The following is a 17,054-nucleotide window of genomic DNA, read 5'->3' on the forward strand; positions in this document are numbered from 1 at the left end:
TAGAGCTGGAAGACGGTGCGCAGTTCGGCCGAGGGGTTGATGCCGCCCTCGGCGCGCGGCGGGTAGTCGTAGTGCGAGACGGGGCCGAGCAGCACCCCGTCCGCCTGCGGGACGCGCTCCAGTACGGCTTCCGGCAGTGTGGACCCGGAGGCGGCCAGGGAAGCGAGGCCGATGTCGTGGGTCTCGTACAGTTCTTCCTGGTCGCCGGGCAGGGCGGGCGATGCCGTGGACTGGCCCTCGCCCGCGGTGTTGACGCCGACCCAGCCGGTGCGCTCACCGAGGGCCGCGACGACCGTTGATCGGACTCGGTGAAGTCGGCCGAGGTTCGGCGGCGTCCTCAAGGGGGTGCGGAGCCGCTGTCGGCACAGCCGGCGGAGCGCTCAGTCGTTCGACGCGGATGCCGACCGGTCCCGGTAGCCGAACTCCCGCAGGGTGATCCGGCCCGAGAGCGCTTCGACGGCGAGCATGCGTCCGGTGAACCCGCCGACGACCTCCGTGGAGAGGTACCGGCCATCGGCCTCGCCGAGCAGTTCCTCCGGACGACCCCGACCGGGCGGCGGGCGGGGGCAACGCCGCCGGCGATCTGATGAACCAGGTGGCCCGTCACCCATGGTCGCGGCCCGGCTGGAGGAGTCGCTGTCGTCGGTCGATGTCGCCGGACTCAACTACGGGGAGGGACGCTACGAGATCGACCGCGACCTCCACCCGGACAGGATCGTGATCGGAACCGAGACGTTCCCGAACATCGCCGACAACTGGCGACTGATCGAGGCCAACCCCCAGGTACTCGGTGACTCCACCTGGACCGGCTGGGACTACCTGGGCGAAGTGGGCATCGGCCGCATGCGCTACGCGGACGAGGGCCCCACCGGCACCGAAGCGCCCTACCCGTGGCTGACCGCGGGGTGCGGTGACCTCGACATCACCGGCTACCGGCGCCCGCAGTCGTACTACCGGGAGACCGTCTTCGGGCTGCGCCACGAACCGTACATCGCCGTCCAACGCCCCCAGCACCACGGGCGCGAGACCATGCGGTCGAGAAGCCAGTGGGCCTGGACGGACAGCCTGGCCGGCTGGTCCTGGAACGTCGAGCCGGGAACACCGGTGACCGTGGACGTCTACAGCGACGCCGACGAGGCCGAACTCCTGCTCAACGGCGACAGCGTCGGCCGCCGGCCGCCGGGACGCGACCAGCGGTTCCAGGCCCGCTTCGATGTCGTGCCGTCGCCTTCACCTCGCAGAAGGAGCAGGCACGCACGGTGCTGCGCACGGAAGTGGGGGACCCGGTCCTGGACGTCCGGGCCGACCGCGGCGAACTCGTGGCCTCCACCGCGGAACTGGCCTTCCTGACGATCGAACTGCGCGACCGGGCCGGAGTGCTGGCCCCACGGGCCGACCGCCGTGTCGAGGTCGAGGTATCGGGTGCGGGTGTCCTCCAAGGCCTGGGAACCGGACGCAGGGAGCTGGACAGGGAGAGCCAGGCGATCTGGGTGGTGTGGAAGTGGACGGGGATCGCGGCCTGGGCGTTGCCGATGAGCAGGTCGCCGAGCGGCTGCAGCTGAGCGGTCCACAGCAATGCGACGAGCATCAGCGCGTAGCGGCCGGAGAAGGTCTGCTTCTCCTCGCCTGCCACGCCGCTCGGTGCGGGTGTTGGCCATACGGATTCCATTCAGAACGCGTCGGCGGGGTGCGAGCGGATCGGGCCGACGTCGGCTGTCCGGCTTCGGTCTTCCGTCATCTGCGGTGGCGGCGAGGCTTCCGCGCGGCTTTGACCATGGCCGAGCAGGCCGTACCTCGGGTGGGTGCTGGGCGGAAGTCGGACCGTGGGGTAAAGACGGTGTGCGTGCGTCGGGGCGCAGCGGCGCGTCAGGCGGAGGAGCGTTCGACGAGTTGTGGTGAGTCCGCCGAGGTGAAATCCACGCCCCCCTCGGCGCCCGCGAGGGCGGCGATCACCGCCTGGGCCCGCTCACGGCCGATGCGGGCGAGGTCGTACCGGAGGGTCGTGAGCGGGGGAACGGCCACTCTGCCCGCCGGGATGTCGTCGGCGCCGATTACGGCCATGTCCTCAGGGGCCCGAAGGCCGTGGTGGTGCAGCCCGGCCAGCACGGCCAGCGCCACTTCGTCGTTGTAGGCGCACACGGCGGTCACTCGCTGCCGCCGCCAGACGTCCACCACCGTCGCGGCTTCGTCCGGATCGAGGGCGACGGTGAGTGCCACGGGTGGTGCGAGGTGGTTGGCCGTGCAGGTGTGAGCGACGCCGTCGAGCCTCTCGTCGGCCCAGTCGCCGAGGGCGGGGTCGTCGGGTAGGGCGTAGCCCAGGCGCTGGTGTCCTCGGCGCAGGAGGTACTCGGCCTGGAGCCGGCCGACCGCCGTCGTGGGTGTGCGGCTCGCCGGCTCCGCTGTCGGCAGAACGACCTGGGCTCCGGCGCGGCGCAACTCCTGTGCGGTCTCCGTGTCGAAGGGGTGGAGGCCGAGTACCGCTGACGCGTCGATGGCCGTGCAGACCTCGGCCAGCGGGCGTCCGTGGGCTCCCTCAAGGTGGGTGACCAGGGACAGGCCGTGGGCCGCGAGCGCCGCGGCGAGTTCTTCGATGAAGCGGCTGATGCCCGGACCGATGGGCAGGTCGGGGAGGGCCAGCAGCGCGATGTCGCTGCGGCCCACGCGGAGCGCGCGTGCGGCGGCGTGGGGGCGGTAGTCGAGCTCCCGTGCGGCGTCCATGACGCGCCGGCGGGTCTCCTCGGGGATGGACAGGCCGGGCTTGTCGTTGAGGACGAAACTGACGGTCGTGCGCGAGACGCCGGCGGCGCGGGCGACGTCACTGCTCGTGATGCGCTTGGCGGGTCGGGTCATGGGTCCTCGGTTCGTCGGGCCGGGGCGTCATCCCGTCGGGCTGGGCGTCGTCTCGTCCGGGCTGGGCGTCGTCTCGTCGGGCCGGGGCGTCTGTCCACATCGTAGAGCGCTCGCCGTAACACGTGTTGTCGTGGTCTTCCGGCGTGATCGGTCCGTGCTGACCCCTTGCGCGGGCAGGAAAGCCCCTGCTATTGAGTAACACGTGTTCATAACACGTGTTACTTGATCCATCCACAGCTGACAGAGGGGTCGTTCGTGGAAGATCAGATCCGACCTGCCGAGACGCTCGCATCGCTGGCCCTGCACGAGAAGGCCGCGCTGCTGCCCGGCACCGCAGGCTGGTACACGAAGGCGGCCGAGCGCGCGGGCCTCGACTCGATCGTCCTCACCGACGGCCCCCACGGCGTGCGCAGACCGCGGTCCGACAGCGAACAGTTCACCTTCCGGGCGAGCCTTCCGGCCATGTGCTTCCCCACCGGAGCCGCCCTGGGCTCGTCCTGGGACCCCGACCTGCTCGCCTCGGTCGGCGAGGCGCTGGGTGCGGAAGCCCGGGCGGCCGGCGTCGCGGTCCTGCTCGGACCAGGAGTCAACATCAAGCGGTCGCCGCACTGCGGCCGCAACTTCGAGTACCTGTCGGAGGACCCGCATCTCACCGGACGGCTCGGCGCCGCGCTCGTCCGGGGTATCCAGAGCCAGGGAGTGGCGGCCTGCGTCAAGCACTTCGCTGCCAACAATCAGGAGATGGAGCGGATGCGCGTCAGCGCCGAGGTCGACGAGCGGACGCTGCGGAAGATCTACTTGTCCGCCTTCGAGCACATCGTCACCGAGGCACGTCCCTGGGCGCTGATGGCGTCCTACAACCGGATCAACGGCGTGTACGCGGCACAGAACTCCTGGTTGCTGTCGGAGGTGCAGCGGGGGCAGTGGGGTTTCGACGGGGTGGTGCTGTCGGACTGGGGCGCGGTGCACGACCCGGTGGCCTCCGTGGCCGCAGGGCTGGATCTGGAGATGCCCGGGACGAGCGGCGAGAGCGAGCGGCGCATCGTCGAGGCCGTGCGCCGAGGCGACCTGGACGAGGCCCAGGTCGACCGGGCTGTCGAGCGTGTGGCGGCACTGGTCCGGCGGACGGCCGCACCGGAGGACGTCGAGGTCGACACCGCCCCGCACCACGAACTCGCCAGGCGGGTGGCCCGGGAGTCCGCCGTGCTGCTCAGGAACGAGACCGGGCTGCTGCCCCTGAACCCGGCCGGGACGACGAGCCTGGCCGTCATCGGCGCGTTCGCACGGACACCCCGGTTCCAGGGCGTCGGCAGCTCGTGGGTGAACCCGTCCCGGCAGGACAACGCCCTCGACGCCCTGCGGGAGCCGGCCGGGCCGGGCGTCCGGGTGGGGTTCGCCCCGGGCATCGTCCTCGACGGCGAGGACGAAGCGACGCTTGCCGAAGACGCGGTCGCCGCGGCCGCGGACGCCGATGTCGCCCTGCTCGTCCTCGGTCTGCCCGAGGACGAGGAGTCCGAGGGCTTCGACCGTACCCACGCCCGCCTGCCCCGGCGCCAGATCGCTTTGCCGGAAGCGGTGGCCGCCGTCAACTCCCGCGTCGTCGTCCTCAGCAACGGTGGACTGGTCGAGGTCGGCGACTGGCAGCACCACACCAAGGCGATCCTTGAGGTCTGGCTGGGCGGGCAGGGCGGCGGGGCGGCCGTCGCCGACCTCCTGTTCGGCCGCGTCAACCCCTCCGGGCGGTTGGCCGAGACGATCCCCGCACGCCTGGCGGACACCCCGTCGTATCTGAACTTCCCCGGTTCCGAGGGCACGGTCACCTACGGCGAGCGGCTGTACGTCGGCTACCGCTACTACGACAGCAAGGACCTGGAGGCCGCCCATCCCTTCGGGCACGGACTGTCGTACAAGACCTTCGGCTATTCCGACCTGCGGGCCGAGACCGACGGGCAGGGCGATGACGTCGTCGTGCGGCTGCGGTTGACCGTCACCAACACGGGCGACCGGCAAGGCAAGGAGGTGGTGCAGGTCTACGTCGGCGACCCACAGGCCTCGGTGGACCGTCCCCGACAGGAACTCAAGGCCTTCGCCAAGGTCGACCTCGCACCCGGCACAAGCGTGCCCGTCACCTTCGAACTCCGGGCGCGGGACCTGTCGTTCTACAGCGCCGCGCGGCGCCGCCGGGTACTGGAGCCCGGTGACTTCGACATCGCGGTCGGCTCCTCCTCCCGCGACATCCGGCTCAGCGCCACCATGTCGGTGGACGCCCCGCCCGGCGTCCAGCGGCTCTCCCCGGACTCCTCCGTCGGCGAGTGGCTGGCCCATCCGGTGGGCGGCCCCTTCCTGAGGCGGGCCTTCCGGACGCAGGAGGGCTCGGCCATGGCGCACGACCGGGAGATCCTCCGCATGGTGGAGTCACCGCCACTGACGAGGCTCGTGGCGATGAGCGGAGGCCGACTCGACCTCGGGGACATGGACCGGCTGATCGCCCGGACGAGTGTCGACTGCCCTTGACGGTTCCGGCCCGCTCTCCCGGGCCCCTCTCTCCCCGCTTCGCCCGGGCCATCGGGGCTCCGGTCGTCAGCGACCAGAGCTGCTCGTCCCGTGGTTCGAACACTTCGACGAGGCGGAAGCGGGCCGGGCGGCCGTCCGGCCCGACGGGTGGGGCTGGGCGCCTCCGGCCCGACGTGTGGGGGCGGGCGTCTCCGGCCCGACGGGTGGGGCCGGGCCCATCGCGACAGACCCATCGACTGGAGGTCCGTATGGCACACGCCACGTTCCGCAAGACGCTCCGAACCCTCATCGCGGTGCCGCTCCTCGCGTGGACGGCACTCACCATGGTCCCCGCCCAGGCCGCCGTACCCGAAACCGACGCCCCACCCCTGCACCTGACCGGAACCCTGGCCGACGGAGCCGTCTGGATCGCCGACGTCCCCGCCGACTGGAACGGTGAACTCCTGCTGTTCAGCCATGGGTTCGGCCCGCTCCAGCCCCAGCTGGCTCCCTCGGAGCAGGCCCGCACCGCACTGCTCGACGCCGGCTACGCGCTCGCCGGCTCCTCCTACGACCCCAACGGGTCCTGGTGGGCGCTGAACAGCGCCGAACGGGACCAGTTCGCCACGCTGGACGCGTTCACGAGGGCGGTGCGCCGTCCCGACGCCACGATCGCCATGGGCCAGTCCATGGGCGGCCTGGTCGCCGCCCGCATGGCCCGGGACGGCGGCGGGCGCATCGACGCGGCACTGTCCCTGTGCGGAATCACCGCGGGGGCCGTGGACACGTTGGACCAGCAGTTGCGGGCCGAAGTCGCGATCGCCGAGCTGCTGCTCCCCGGCGAGCCCGTCGAGCTCGCCGGTTACGCGAACCTCGCCGAGGCCGAGGCCGCCGGGCGGCGGCTGCTCGACGCGGTGACCGCCGCGCAGGCGACCCCCGAGGGACGAGCCCGGATCGCGCTCGTGGCGGCGCTGCTGGACGAGACCGACTGGGTCGAGGGCAGCGCCCCGCCCGCGCCCGGCGACGTACAGGCCCGACAGGAACAGCAGTACCTGGGCGTGCGACGGGTGGCCGAATTCCTTCTGTGGTACGGCCGTTACAGCATCGAGTCGGCGGTCGGGGGCAACCCCTCCACCACCGCCGGAACCGACTACCCGGCCCTGCTGAGCCGTTCCCGGCACGCCGGCGTCGTCCGGTCGCTGTACACCAGGGCCGGACTCGACCTCCGGGCCGACCTGGCAGCCCTCGCCGACGCCCCGGAGACGCACGCCGACCTCGGTGCCCGGGCACGGCTCAGGGCGACTTCGACAGCGGGCCAGGGGCTGGCCGTGCCGACGCTGACCGTGCACACCACCGCCGACCCCCTGGTCCCGGTGGAGCAGGAGTTCACCTTCGCCCGGCGGATTCGCGCCGCGGGCGACGGATCGCTGCTGCGCCAGGCATTCGTCGCCCGGCCGGGGCACTGCGCCTTCACCGCCGCCGAGGTCGTCGCCTCGGTGCGGGCCGTCGACCACCGCCGAAGCACCGGTCGCTGGGACTCCGTGACGCGGCCCCGGGCCCTCAACGCCGCCGCGGCCGCGACCGGCCTGGGCGAGTCGGCGTTCGTCCGCCACCCGAACCCGCCGACCACGTAGGCGGCACGGCGCGGAGGCGATGTCCTGGTGGCGCCTGGAGCGCGGGCTGCCCACCGCCCGACGGCGCCGGCCACAGTACGGCGGCCAGTCCGACGAGCACCGGGGCCGGGGTCTGCCACAGGGGACTCATCGCCGGCAGGACGCTCGTTCCTTCGGAGCCCGCGTGGAGGACGGCGCCGACCAGGGCACCTGTGACCAGGGCACCTGTGACCAGGGCACCGATGGCGAGGCCCCGGGCACAGCCGCGGGCCGACACGGTCTTCCCGCCGATCACCGTCGGTCGGTCCCTCGGCGGCGGATCGGCCGAATGGTGGAGGTGGCCGGCACGCACGGCCCGTGATCCTGACCGTTCGGCCGAGGTGGGCGCCCGGGAGCGCGGGCGAAAGTGGAGCCGCATCCCCACCACGGACATCAGAAGGAGCACACGATGCAGCGCGGCACCACGACCGTTCTGGCCGGCTGCGGCCTCGTCAAGAAGTACGGCCCCACCACCGCCCTGACCGGTGTGGACGTGGAGGTCCACGAGCGTGAGTCGCTGGCGATCATGGGACCTTCGGGCTCCGGCAAGTCGACCCTGCTGCACACCCTGGCCGGCATCTTCCGCCCCGACGACGGGCAGGTGCTGTTGCGCGGCGAGCGCATCGACAACCTGGGCGAGAACCGGCTCAGTGCGTTGCGCCGCAAGCGGTTCGGGTTCGTGTTCCAGTTCGGCCAGCTCCTGCCGGAGCTGCCCGCCGAGGAGAACGCCGCGCTGCCGCTGATGCTGGAGGGCATACCGCGCGGCGAGGCCGTCGCCCGCGCCCGCCGCTGGTTCGCCCCGCTCGGCCTGGAGGGCCTGGAGCACCGTCGGCCCGGCCAGCTCTCCGGCGGCCAGGCCCAGCGCGTCGCCATCGCCCGCGCCCTGGCCGTCGAGCCGGACGTGGTCTTCGCCGACGAGCCCACAGGCGCACTGGACCAGCGCACCAGCACGGAGGTGGTCCAGCTGCTGACCTTCGCCACCCGGGAGACCGGTGCCGCCCTGGTCATGGTCACCCACGACCCGGACGTCGCCGCCCACTGCGGACGGATACTCCAGGTCCGCGACGGCCGCGTCAGCGGCCACAGCCAGTTCACCGTCGCCTGATCCAGAGTCCACCGTCGCCCGATCCAGCAGGAGCACCTTCCATGCGTTCCCCTGTCCTGCCCCTGACCTGGCACCTCGCCAGGTCCTCCGGCCGCCGCGGCCTTCAGTCACAGCTGCTCGCGGCCGGCGCCGCAGCCGTCGGCTCCTTCCTCATGCTGCTGATGATCGCCGCCGCCCTCGGTTCGGGCGCCCGCGCCGACCACACCACATGGCGCACCCCCGACGCCGTACCCGCCGAGGAAGCCACGGCCGTTCAGGCCACGACCACGACCTACGTCCGCCAGGAACCCGTCACCGTCGTGAACCTGGCCCAACTCCCCGGCCGCGAGGCGACCCCCGCCCCACCCGGCCTACGCGACTTCCCGCAGCGGGGCCAGGTGTATGTCTCTCCCGCCCTGGCCGAGCTGCTGCACGAGCTCCCCGCCGGCCAACTCGCCGACCGCTTCCCGAAGACGACGTCCTACGGCACGATCGGCGCCGCCGGTCTCGCCTCGCCCGACGAACTGGTCGCGGTGGTCGGACGGGCGCCCGGCGACCCGGCCGTCGCCAAGACCGCCGGGGAGCAGAACTACTACGACGAGGGACTGACCCGCCGCGCGACCGTCTCCGGATTCTCCGGCACCAAGGCGAGCATGTTCACCGGAATCGACCAGGGGACCGTGCTGCTGGGCGTGGTGCTGCTCGTCATGCCGGTCGTCGTGCTGGCCTCGGCCGCCGGGCGGCTCGGCGCGGCCCGGCGCGAGCAGCGACTCGCCGCACTGCGGCTGGCCGGGGCGACACCGCGGCAGATCCTCGCCATGACCGCCGTCGAGGCGGCGGGGGTCGGCGCCGCCGGTGCCCTGGCGGGCGCGCTCGCCTACACGGCGCTGCTGCCCGTCCTCGCCCAGCTCCCGTACGGCGTCGGCGGCTGGTACACCGCCCAGTTGTGGGTCGGACTGCCCTGGCTGGCAGCGGTCGTGGCCGCGGTCACGACCCTCATCACCATCAGCGCGGTGACGATGCTGCGTCAGGTCGCCACCTCCCCCCTGGGCGTGGCCCAGCAGGCCGATCCGCGCCGCACCCGTGCGATCCGCCTGGTGCTGTTCGTCGGCGTCCTGCTCTACATCTGGATGACCACGGGCGACAGCGGGCAGCTCAAGACCCGGCAGCTGCTCGCTCTGCTGGCGCTGTTCTACGGCGCGTTCTGGCTGTTCGGCCCGTGGGTGGTGGACCGGCTGGGCCGGATCGTGGGCCGCCGCGCCAAGTGTCCGGCCACGCTGCTGGCGGCGCGTCGGCTCAGCGACGACCCCCGCGCGGTCTGGCGCACCGTCAGCGGCCTGGTGCTCGCCGGGTTCGTGGCCGGGTTCTTCTCGGTCAGCACGCTGGGTTCCGACGGCCCGAGCCACCACGGCCAGGTGGCGGTGATCACCGCGAACGCCGCCGACGCCCGGCACGCCGCCTCCGAGGCCCGAACGGCGCTGCGCCGGGCGGGCGTCACGGCGACCGTGGACGTCACGAGTGAGGACGACTACGAGAGCCTGCTGGGCGGTGTGCCCGGGGTGATCGCCCATGTCTCGGGCGGGCAGGAGCGCATCGACACCGCCGTCACCGCGCTGACGCCCCTCGGATCGGGCAGGTACCCGCTGACGCGGGAGTACGTGACCGCGTCCGACGACACGGCCATCGCCCGCGTCGCCGCCGTCAGCACCGCCACCCTGGTGCTGAGCTTCCTCGTCGCGGCGGCCTCCGCCGGGCTCACCGCCGCCGCGAACGTCCTGGACCGGCGCCGGGTGTACAGCCTGCTGCGGCTGTCCGGTACTCCGCTGGAGGTGCTGGACCGGGCTCGGAGCCGCGAGACCGTCATCCCGCTGGCCGTCCTGGCCGGCGGCACCACCGGGATGGGTGTCTTCGGCGCCATGCAGCTCAACGAGGCGGCAGGCACCGCGATCAACACCTACGGCGCCCTGCGACTGGTGATCTGCGTGGTCGTCGGCGCGCTGGCCATGTTCGCCGCGATCGCCAGCAGCAGGCCCCTGCTGCGGAGGGTGACAGCGAGCCCGGTACAGGCGGCGGACTGACGCCATGGTGGATGTCGAACCGCCGCTCGCTACGGAACCGGCGTCACCATGATCGTCGCAGTCGCAGTCGCAGTCGCAGTCGCAGTCGCAGCCGCAGCCCGCCGTGGTACGCGCGCGACCGCAGCCGCAGCCCGCCGTGGGACGCGCGCGACCGCAGCCGCAGCCGCCGTCGAAGCCGTCGACGGTGAGCCGGCTGTCCCGGGGTGTGAGCCCTGGGACAGCCTCCGGCCGTGCAGGGGGTCAAGTGCGCCGGCTGCCGTAGTCGGTGAGGGCGGGTTCGGTGAGCGGGGCGGCGGCACCGGCCTGGTCCGGGGCAGGCACTCGGGCGTGATGGCGCGGGCGGGGGATGAACAGGGTGACGACCGCGGCGATCAGAGCGCCGGCGCCGCCGACGAGGAAGGACACGGTGTAGGCATGCTCGGTGGGCAGTGGATGGTGTGCGGTGACGCTGTTGGCGAGGATGCCGGCGATCATCTGGCTGCCGAGCGAGGAACCCACCGACCGGATGAGGGCGTTGACCCCGGTCGCCTCACCGGTCTTGCCCGCCTCCACGGCGTCCACGATCAGGTTCGGCATGGCGGCGAAGGCCAGGCCGATGCCGGTGAAGACGACCATGGTGAAGACCAGGACGGCCCCCTGGGAGCCATGTCCGGCGGCGAGCAGGGCCATGCCGATCGCGGTGACGACACCGCCCAGCGCCAGCGGCACCTTGCCGTTGAAACGTGCGGTCAGCACACCGGAGAGCGGACTGGTGACCAGCATCATCAGGCACCCGGGCAGCATCAGCAGCCCGGCCCGGGTGGCGTCGCCGCCGAAGCCGTACCCGCTCGCGGTGGGCGTCTGAACGAGTTGGGGCACGAGGAGGAAGACGCCGAACATACCGAAGCCGATCAGCAGTGTGGCGACGTTGGTCATCAGCACCGGCCGGTGTGTCAGTACCGTCATGTCGACCAGTGGCTCGGCGGTGCGCCGCTCGACCAGGACGAAGACCACGAGGACGACCGGGCCGACGGTGATCAGGCCCAGGGTGGGGCCGCTGGTCCAGCCCCAGGACGCGGCCTGGCTGATGGCGATGAGCGGGGCGGTGATGCCCGCTCCCAGCAGGACGGTTCCGGCGAAGTCGACCCTGCCGGGGGTGCGTACCGGCGACTCCGGCAGCAGGAACCGCGCCGCGACGGCCGCGACGACCGCCATCATGGTGCCGGACCAGAAGATCCAGCGGTACGAGGCGTGGTCCACGAGCAGGCCGCCCAGCAGCAGCCCCAGCCCGCCGCCGATCCCGGCCAGCGCGGAGATGATCCCCACCGCCCCGGGCCGCCGTTCCTGGGGGAACTCGTCGCGGACGATGCCGAAGCAGAGCGGGAAGATGCCGCCGCCCGCGCCCATCACCACCCGCCCGGCCACCACCACGCCCAGGCTGTCGCCCAGCGCGGCCAACGCACCGCCGAGAGCGAACAGCACGAGCGAGATCACCAGCATGCGCCGCTTGCCGAACATGTCGCCGAGCCGCCCGAACACCGGCGTCAGCACGGCCGCGGCCACCAGATAACCGGTCAGCGCCCAGGTCATGTTCGGTGCGTTGGTGCGCAGGGAGGAGGCCATGGCACCGAGCGCGGGCGCGACGGAGGTCTGGGCCAGAGAGAAGGCGAGCGCCGCCAGGCCGAGGATGGCCAGGCTCCGCCCTGTGGGTGTGCGTCTCGCCGCGTGCGTCACTGCCACGGGTCATGTCTCCCAAGAAGGAAAGAGGAGTGGGTGGACCCGAGGGTCCGTTTCTCGCGTGCCCACCGAACTCGCGGTCGCGCGGGGAAGGCGGCGGGCGGAGGGGCGGGGGTCGGCGGGGAGGCCGAGGCGCGGCCGTCGGCCTGCAGGGTCAGGTCCCGCGTGACACTCCCCGCCGTGCCGGGGCCTTGGTGGCGCAGGGGCGCGCACCCGGTCTCTCAAGCGAGGGCCCCGGCGTGAGCGAGGGCCCCCGTGTGCGGCTTGGCGTCGTCGCGGTGGATCGGGGTTCGTGAGCCGGTGAGGGGCGCACCCGTCCCGCCCCGGCGAGCGGCGATGATCTCCGCCGCGATGGAGACGGCGGTCTCCTCCGGTGTGCGGGCGCCGAGGTCGAGGCCGATCGGGGAGCGCAGGCGGGCCAGCTCCCGCTCACTGACACCGGCCTCGCGCAGCCGCCGGTCGCGGTCGGCGTGGGTGCGACGGGAGCCCATCGCGCCGATATAGGCGACCGGCAGCGGCAGGGCCGCCTTCAGGAGGGGGATGTCGAACTTGGCGTCGTGGGTGAGGACACACAGAACGGTGCGTTCGTCGGTCGTCGTCCGCCGTAGATACCGGTGCGGCCAGTCGACGACGATGTCGTCGGCGTCGGGGAAGCGGGCCCGGGTGGCGAAGGTGGGGCGGGCGTCGCACACGGTCACGTGGTAGCCGAGGAACCTGCCGGTCCGTACGAGCGCCGCCGCGAAGTCGATCGCCCCGAAGACGATCATCCGGGGCCGGGGTACGCGTGTCTCGACGAACAGGGTGAGGCCCTCCGGGCGGTGTGATCGTCCCCCCGACTCCCCGGGGGCCGACTCCCGTGGCGCCCCGCCCGCCGGCAGGTCGACCGTGCCGGTGCGCCCCGCCGCCAGCATCGCCCGGGTCTCGGCCGCGGCCGTCCGGTCCAGATCCGGGTGGCCGCCGAGGCCGCCTTCGTACGAGCCGTCGGTGCGTACGAGGAGGAGTCCGCCGAGCAGATCGTCCGGCCCCCGGAGCACGCGGGCGAGTGCCACCGCCTCGTCGCGTGCCACGTACGACAGCGCCGAGGCGAGCGTCCTGCCGGCCGCTGTGTGGGCGCGTACCGGAGTGACGAGGACCTCGATGGTGCCGCCGCAGGTCAGGCCGACCGCGAAGGCGTCGTCGTCGCTGTACCCGAACTCTTCGAGCACGGTGATGTCATCCCTGAGGGCCTGGACGCACAGGTCGTACACCGCGCCCTCGACACAGCCGCCGGAGACCGAGCCGATGGCCGTACCGTCGTCGGAGACGGCTAGGGCCGCGCCGGGAGGGCGCGGGGCGCTGCCGCCGACCCGCACGACGGTGGCGACGGCGAAGTCCCGGCCCTGCTCGGTCCAGCGGCCCCACTCGGCGGCGAGATCAAGCATCGTCGCCTGCCATCAGGACGCGGTCGGGCCGGATGGGCAGATGGCGGTGGCGTACGCCGGTGGCGTGCCAGACCGCGTTGGCGACGGCCGCCGCGACGCCCACGATGCCGATCTCGCCGATGCCCTTGATGCCGATCGGGTCGTCCGGGTCGGGGTCGTCCACCCAGTCCGCCTCGATGGCGGGGACGTCGGCGTGCGCGGCGACGTGGTAGCCCGCGAGGTCGGCACCGACGAGGCCGCCGGTGGTGTGGTCCCTGATCGCCTCCTCGTGCAGGGCCATCGAGATGCCCCAGACCATGCCGCCGGTGAACTGGCTGCGGGCGGTGAGCGGGTTGATGATCCGGCCCGCCGCGTAGATGCCCAGCATCCGCCGCACCCGCACCTCGCCGGTGGCGACGTCCACGGCGACCTCCGCGAACTGGGCCCCGTAGGCACGCCGTTCCATCGGCGTCAGACCGAAGACCGACCCGGAGGTGTCGGAGCGCGCGGTGATGCCCTCCGGCGGGATGCCGGTGGTCAGCTGGAGCTGCCTGCGCAACTCGGTGACCGCGTCCTTGATCGCCCAGGCCCATGAGCGGGTGCCCATCGACCCGCCGGCCTGCCACGCCGGCCCGAGGTCGCTGTCCCCGATCCGTACCCGGACCCGCTCCGGAGCCACCTCAAGCGCGTCGGCGGCGATGAGGGTGAGCGCGGTTCGTGCCCCGGTGCCGACGTCCGCCGCGTTGATCCCCACCGTGAAGGTGCCGTCGGCCTCGGCCGTCACGGCCGCCGTGGCCGGCATGGCCATCGCGTGGAAGGAGGCCGCCGCCGTCCCGGTGCCGAGCAGCCAGCGGCCGTCGCGGCGCACACCGGGTCGTGGGTCGCGCTCCGCCCAGCCGAACCGGCGGGCGCCCTCGTGGAAGCAGTCGAGTAGTCTGCGGCTGCCGTAGGGCAGCCCGGACACCGGGCCGCGCTCGGGTTCGTTGCGCACCCGCAGCTCGATCGGGTCGACACCGCACTTCTCGGCGAGTTCGTCGATCGCCGACTCCAGCGCGAACGACCCCGGCGCCTCACCCGGCGCACGCATCCAGGCGGGCGTCGGCACATCGAGCCGTACCACCCGCTGGACCGTGTGGTGGGCGGCGGCGTCGTACGACACCCGGGACATCCCGGCACTGGCCTCGACGTAGTTGTGCACGGTCGAGGTCTGGTTCAGGGATTCGTGCCGCAGTGCGCGCAGCCGCCCGTCCGGGTCGGCGCCGAGCCTGATCCGCTGTGCGGTGGGGCTGCGGTAGCCGGCGATCGAGAACATCTGAGGGCGGGACAGGACGACGCGGACCGGGCGCCGAAGCACGGTCGCGGCCATCACCGCGGCCACTTGGTGCGGGCGGAGCAACTTGCTGCCGAAGGCGCCGCCGACGTGCTCGGACCGTACGCGCACCGAGCCCGGTTCGAGCGAGAACATCTGCGCCAGTTCGCCGTGGACCACTCCGGTGCCCTGGCTGGAGTCGATCAGTTCCAGCCGGTCGCCGTCCCAGAAGGCCGTCGTCGCGTGGGGCTCCATCGGGTTGTGGTGGTTCTCCGGCGTGGTGTACTCGGCGTCCACGACCACGGCGGACGCGGCGAGTTCCGCCTCCAGGTCGCCCTTCTCCGTCACCGCCGGCCCACTCACGTCGTCCATCGGCTCCGCGTCCGGGCGATTCGCGGAGAACACCGTGTCGTGCGGCTCCTCGGCGTAGTGCACCACCAGCGCTTCGGCGGCCTCCTGGGCCTGCTCCGGCGACTCGGCGACAACCAGCGCCACCGGCGCGCCCATGTGTCTCACCAGGTCGTCCTGGAAGACAGCCGCGGAAGGATCGGCCGGGGTACCCAGAAAACCGGTGTAACCGGTGGTGACACGCGGGGCGTTCTCGTGGTTCAGGACAGCCAGCACGCCCGGCATGCCCTGGACGTAAGCCCTCTCCATCGAGCGGATTCGGCCGCGGGCGACGGTGGACAGCACCAGCCGGCCGTGGGCGAGCCCGGCGAGGGGGATCTCCGCCGAGTAACGGGCCGCTCCGGTGACCTTGTCGCGGCCCTCGATACGGCTGCGCGCCGTGCCTACGGAGCCCTGAACGGTCGTGGTCATCGGTCGGACTCCTCGGTCTCGCGGGCGAGTTCGGTCAGCACGGCCACGACGAGGTTGCGTATGAGCGGCACCTTGTACGTGTTGTGGGGCAGCGGTCTGGCGTTGGCCAGTTCGGCGTCCGCGGCGGCGGCGAACGCCTCGGGGGTCACCGGACCTCCGACCAGCGCCCGCTCGGCCTTCCGCGCGCGCCACGGCCGGGAGGCGACCGCTCCGAAGGCGAGACGGGCGTCCTGTACGACGCCGTCCCGGACGTCGAGGGCGGCGGCGAGGGAGCCGATCGCGAAGGCGTAGGAGGCGCGCTCGCGGACCTTGCGGTAACGGGAGCTGGCGGCGACCGGGGCGGGCGGCAGGGTGACGCCGGTGATCAGGGCACCGGGCGGCAGCGAGGTCTCCAGGTGCGGGGTGTCCCACACGGGAAGATGGAGCGCCGCGAGCGGCATCTCCCCGGGCCCGTCGGCGCTCTCGTACGACACCACGGCGTCGAAGGCGAGGAGCGCGACCGCCATGTCGGAGGGGTGCGTGGCCACACAGTGCTCGGAGGCGCCGAGGATCGCGTGGTTGTGGTGCTCGCCCTCGATCGCGGGGCAACCGCTGCCGGGCAGGCGCTTGTTGCACGGCCGGGTCACATCGGCGAAGTAGCCGCAGCGGGTGCGCTGCAGCAGATTCCCGCCGACGGTGGCCATGTTGCGCAACTGCCCCGACGCACCGGCCAGGACGGCCTGTGACAGCGCCGGGTAGCGGCGCCGCACTTCCGGGTGGGCGGCCAGATCGCTGTTGGTGACGGTGGCACCGATACGCAGACCCCCCTCGTCCGTCGACTCGATCCGGTCGAGGGAGAGTTCGCGGATGTCGACCAGCCGTGCGGGCCGCTCCACACCGGTCTTCATCAGATCGATCAGGTTGGTGCCGCCCGCGAGGAAGCGTGCCTCGGGGGCGGCCTCCATCAGCCCCAGGGCGCCCGGGACGTCGAAGGCGCGCTCGTAACCGAACTCCCTCATGCCACGGCCTCCTTCCGGGCCGGTTCCGTCCGCACCCGCGCGGCCCGCTCGACGGCCTGCGCGATCTGGACGTAGGCGCCGCAACGGCACAGGTTGCCGCTCATGCGCTCCCGGATCTCCTCCGCGGTCAGCGTCGGCGATCCCGCTTCCGGGCGGACGTCGGCGGTGGCGGCACTCGGCCAGCCCGCCGCATGCTCCTCGATCACCGCGACGGCCGAACAGATCTGCCCCGGTGTGCAGTAGCCGCACTGGAATCCGTCCAGGTCGAGGAACGCCTGCTGCACCGGATGCAGCCGCTCCCCGTCGGCCAGGCCTTCGACGGTGGTGATGTCCCGGCCCTCGGCGGCCACCGCCAACTGCAGGCAGGACACCGCCCGGCGGCCGTCCATCAGCACCGTGCAGGCGCCGCACTGGCCCTGGTCGCAGCCCTTCTTGGTACCGGTGAGATCAAGACGCTCGCGCAGGGCGTCGAGCAGCGTGGTGCGGTGGTCGACGGACAGCGAGTGCTTCCGACCGTTCACGGTCAGGGTGATGTCGCTGAAGGTGGAGGAGGGGGGTGAAGCCACGATCAGGTCCTCTCAGGATCTTCTCGGCAGGGAAAACGGGCGCGAACGCGGCGCGGATCAGTCGCGGTGGTCATACCGCCGTCGATCAC

General features: G+C 72.5%; 12 protein-coding genes and 1 pseudogene. 6 read left to right on the forward strand and 7 right to left on the reverse strand.

The annotated features are described in order from the left end of the window. Positions 1-341 (reverse strand): annotated as a pseudogene (locus ACWD4G_RS37745) (hypothetical protein); the annotation flags it as partial. A gap of 268 nt (positions 342-609) precedes the next feature. Here ACWD4G_RS37745 and ACWD4G_RS37750 point away from each other — a divergent pair. Both ACWD4G_RS37750 and ACWD4G_RS37755 read left to right on the forward strand, forming a co-directional pair. Continuing rightward, positions 610-1,350, forward strand: coding sequence for a DUF4982 domain-containing protein (locus ACWD4G_RS37750; protein ID WP_451301784.1), 741 nt, complete (start codon positions 610-612; stop codon positions 1,348-1,350). Continuing rightward, positions 1,320-1,562: a hypothetical protein gene (locus ACWD4G_RS37755; protein ID WP_451301786.1), complete on the forward strand. Its 243-nt coding sequence runs from the start codon at positions 1,320-1,322 to the stop codon at positions 1,560-1,562. Before ACWD4G_RS37750 ends, ACWD4G_RS37755 begins: the two co-directional genes overlap by 31 nt. A gap of 304 nt (positions 1,563-1,866) precedes the next feature. Here the strand turns inward: ACWD4G_RS37755 and ACWD4G_RS37760 are convergent, their stop codons facing one another. Next, on the reverse strand, positions 1,867-2,850 hold the full coding sequence (locus ACWD4G_RS37760) for a LacI family DNA-binding transcriptional regulator (protein WP_451301788.1): 984 nt from the start codon (positions 2,848-2,850) through the stop codon (positions 1,867-1,869). Between the two features lie 255 nt (positions 2,851-3,105). Between ACWD4G_RS37760 and ACWD4G_RS37765 the strand changes: the two genes are divergently transcribed. The 4 genes from ACWD4G_RS37765 to ACWD4G_RS37780 all read left to right on the forward strand — a co-directional run bounded on the left by ACWD4G_RS37765 (position 3,106) and on the right by ACWD4G_RS37780 (position 10,157). Next, a complete protein-coding gene (locus tag ACWD4G_RS37765; protein WP_451301790.1) occupies positions 3,106-5,364 on the forward strand; it encodes a glycoside hydrolase family 3 C-terminal domain-containing protein in 2,259 nt (752 codons plus the stop codon). 248 nt (positions 5,365-5,612) lie between these two features. Further along, positions 5,613-6,977 carry an alpha/beta hydrolase gene (locus ACWD4G_RS37770; protein ID WP_451301792.1) on the forward strand — a complete coding sequence of 455 codons (1,365 nt, stop codon included), beginning with the start codon at positions 5,613-5,615 and terminating at the stop codon, positions 6,975-6,977. A 427-nt stretch (positions 6,978-7,404) separates the two neighbouring features. Next, positions 7,405-8,100, forward strand: coding sequence for an ABC transporter ATP-binding protein (locus ACWD4G_RS37775; protein WP_451301794.1), 696 nt, complete (start codon positions 7,405-7,407; stop codon positions 8,098-8,100). Between the two features lie 41 nt (positions 8,101-8,141). Next, positions 8,142-10,157 carry an FtsX-like permease family protein gene (locus tag ACWD4G_RS37780; RefSeq protein WP_451301796.1) on the forward strand — a complete coding sequence of 672 codons (2,016 nt, stop codon included), beginning with the start codon at positions 8,142-8,144 and terminating at the stop codon, positions 10,155-10,157. A 240-nt stretch (positions 10,158-10,397) separates the two neighbouring features. On the opposite strand, the gene ACWD4G_RS37785 is transcribed toward ACWD4G_RS37780, so the two are convergent. From ACWD4G_RS37785 to ACWD4G_RS37805, 5 genes are all read right to left on the reverse strand, one after another. Next, on the reverse strand, positions 10,398-11,876 hold the full coding sequence (locus tag ACWD4G_RS37785) for an MFS transporter (RefSeq protein ID WP_451301798.1): 1,479 nt from the start codon (positions 11,874-11,876) through the stop codon (positions 10,398-10,400). 218 nt (positions 11,877-12,094) lie between these two features. Continuing rightward, entirely contained in the window at positions 12,095-13,294 is a 1,200-nt protein-coding gene (locus ACWD4G_RS37790) for an XdhC family protein (protein ID WP_451301800.1), read from the reverse strand. Further along, positions 13,287-15,401 carry a xanthine dehydrogenase family protein molybdopterin-binding subunit gene (locus tag ACWD4G_RS37795; protein WP_451301802.1) on the reverse strand — a complete coding sequence of 705 codons (2,115 nt, stop codon included), beginning with the start codon at positions 15,399-15,401 and terminating at the stop codon, positions 13,287-13,289. The genes ACWD4G_RS37790 and ACWD4G_RS37795 overlap by 8 nt, the downstream gene beginning before the upstream one ends. After that, positions 15,398-16,399, reverse strand: a complete 1,002-nt coding sequence (locus ACWD4G_RS37800) for an FAD binding domain-containing protein (protein WP_451301804.1) — start codon at positions 16,397-16,399, stop codon at positions 15,398-15,400. Before ACWD4G_RS37800 ends, ACWD4G_RS37795 begins: the two co-directional genes overlap by 4 nt. Beyond that, positions 16,396-16,965: a (2Fe-2S)-binding protein gene (locus ACWD4G_RS37805; RefSeq protein ID WP_451301806.1), complete on the reverse strand. Its 570-nt coding sequence runs from the start codon at positions 16,963-16,965 to the stop codon at positions 16,396-16,398. Before ACWD4G_RS37805 ends, ACWD4G_RS37800 begins: the two co-directional genes overlap by 4 nt. Positions 16,966-17,054 lie beyond the last annotated feature (89 nt).

This window comes from Streptomyces sp. NPDC002643, assembly GCF_053592555.1.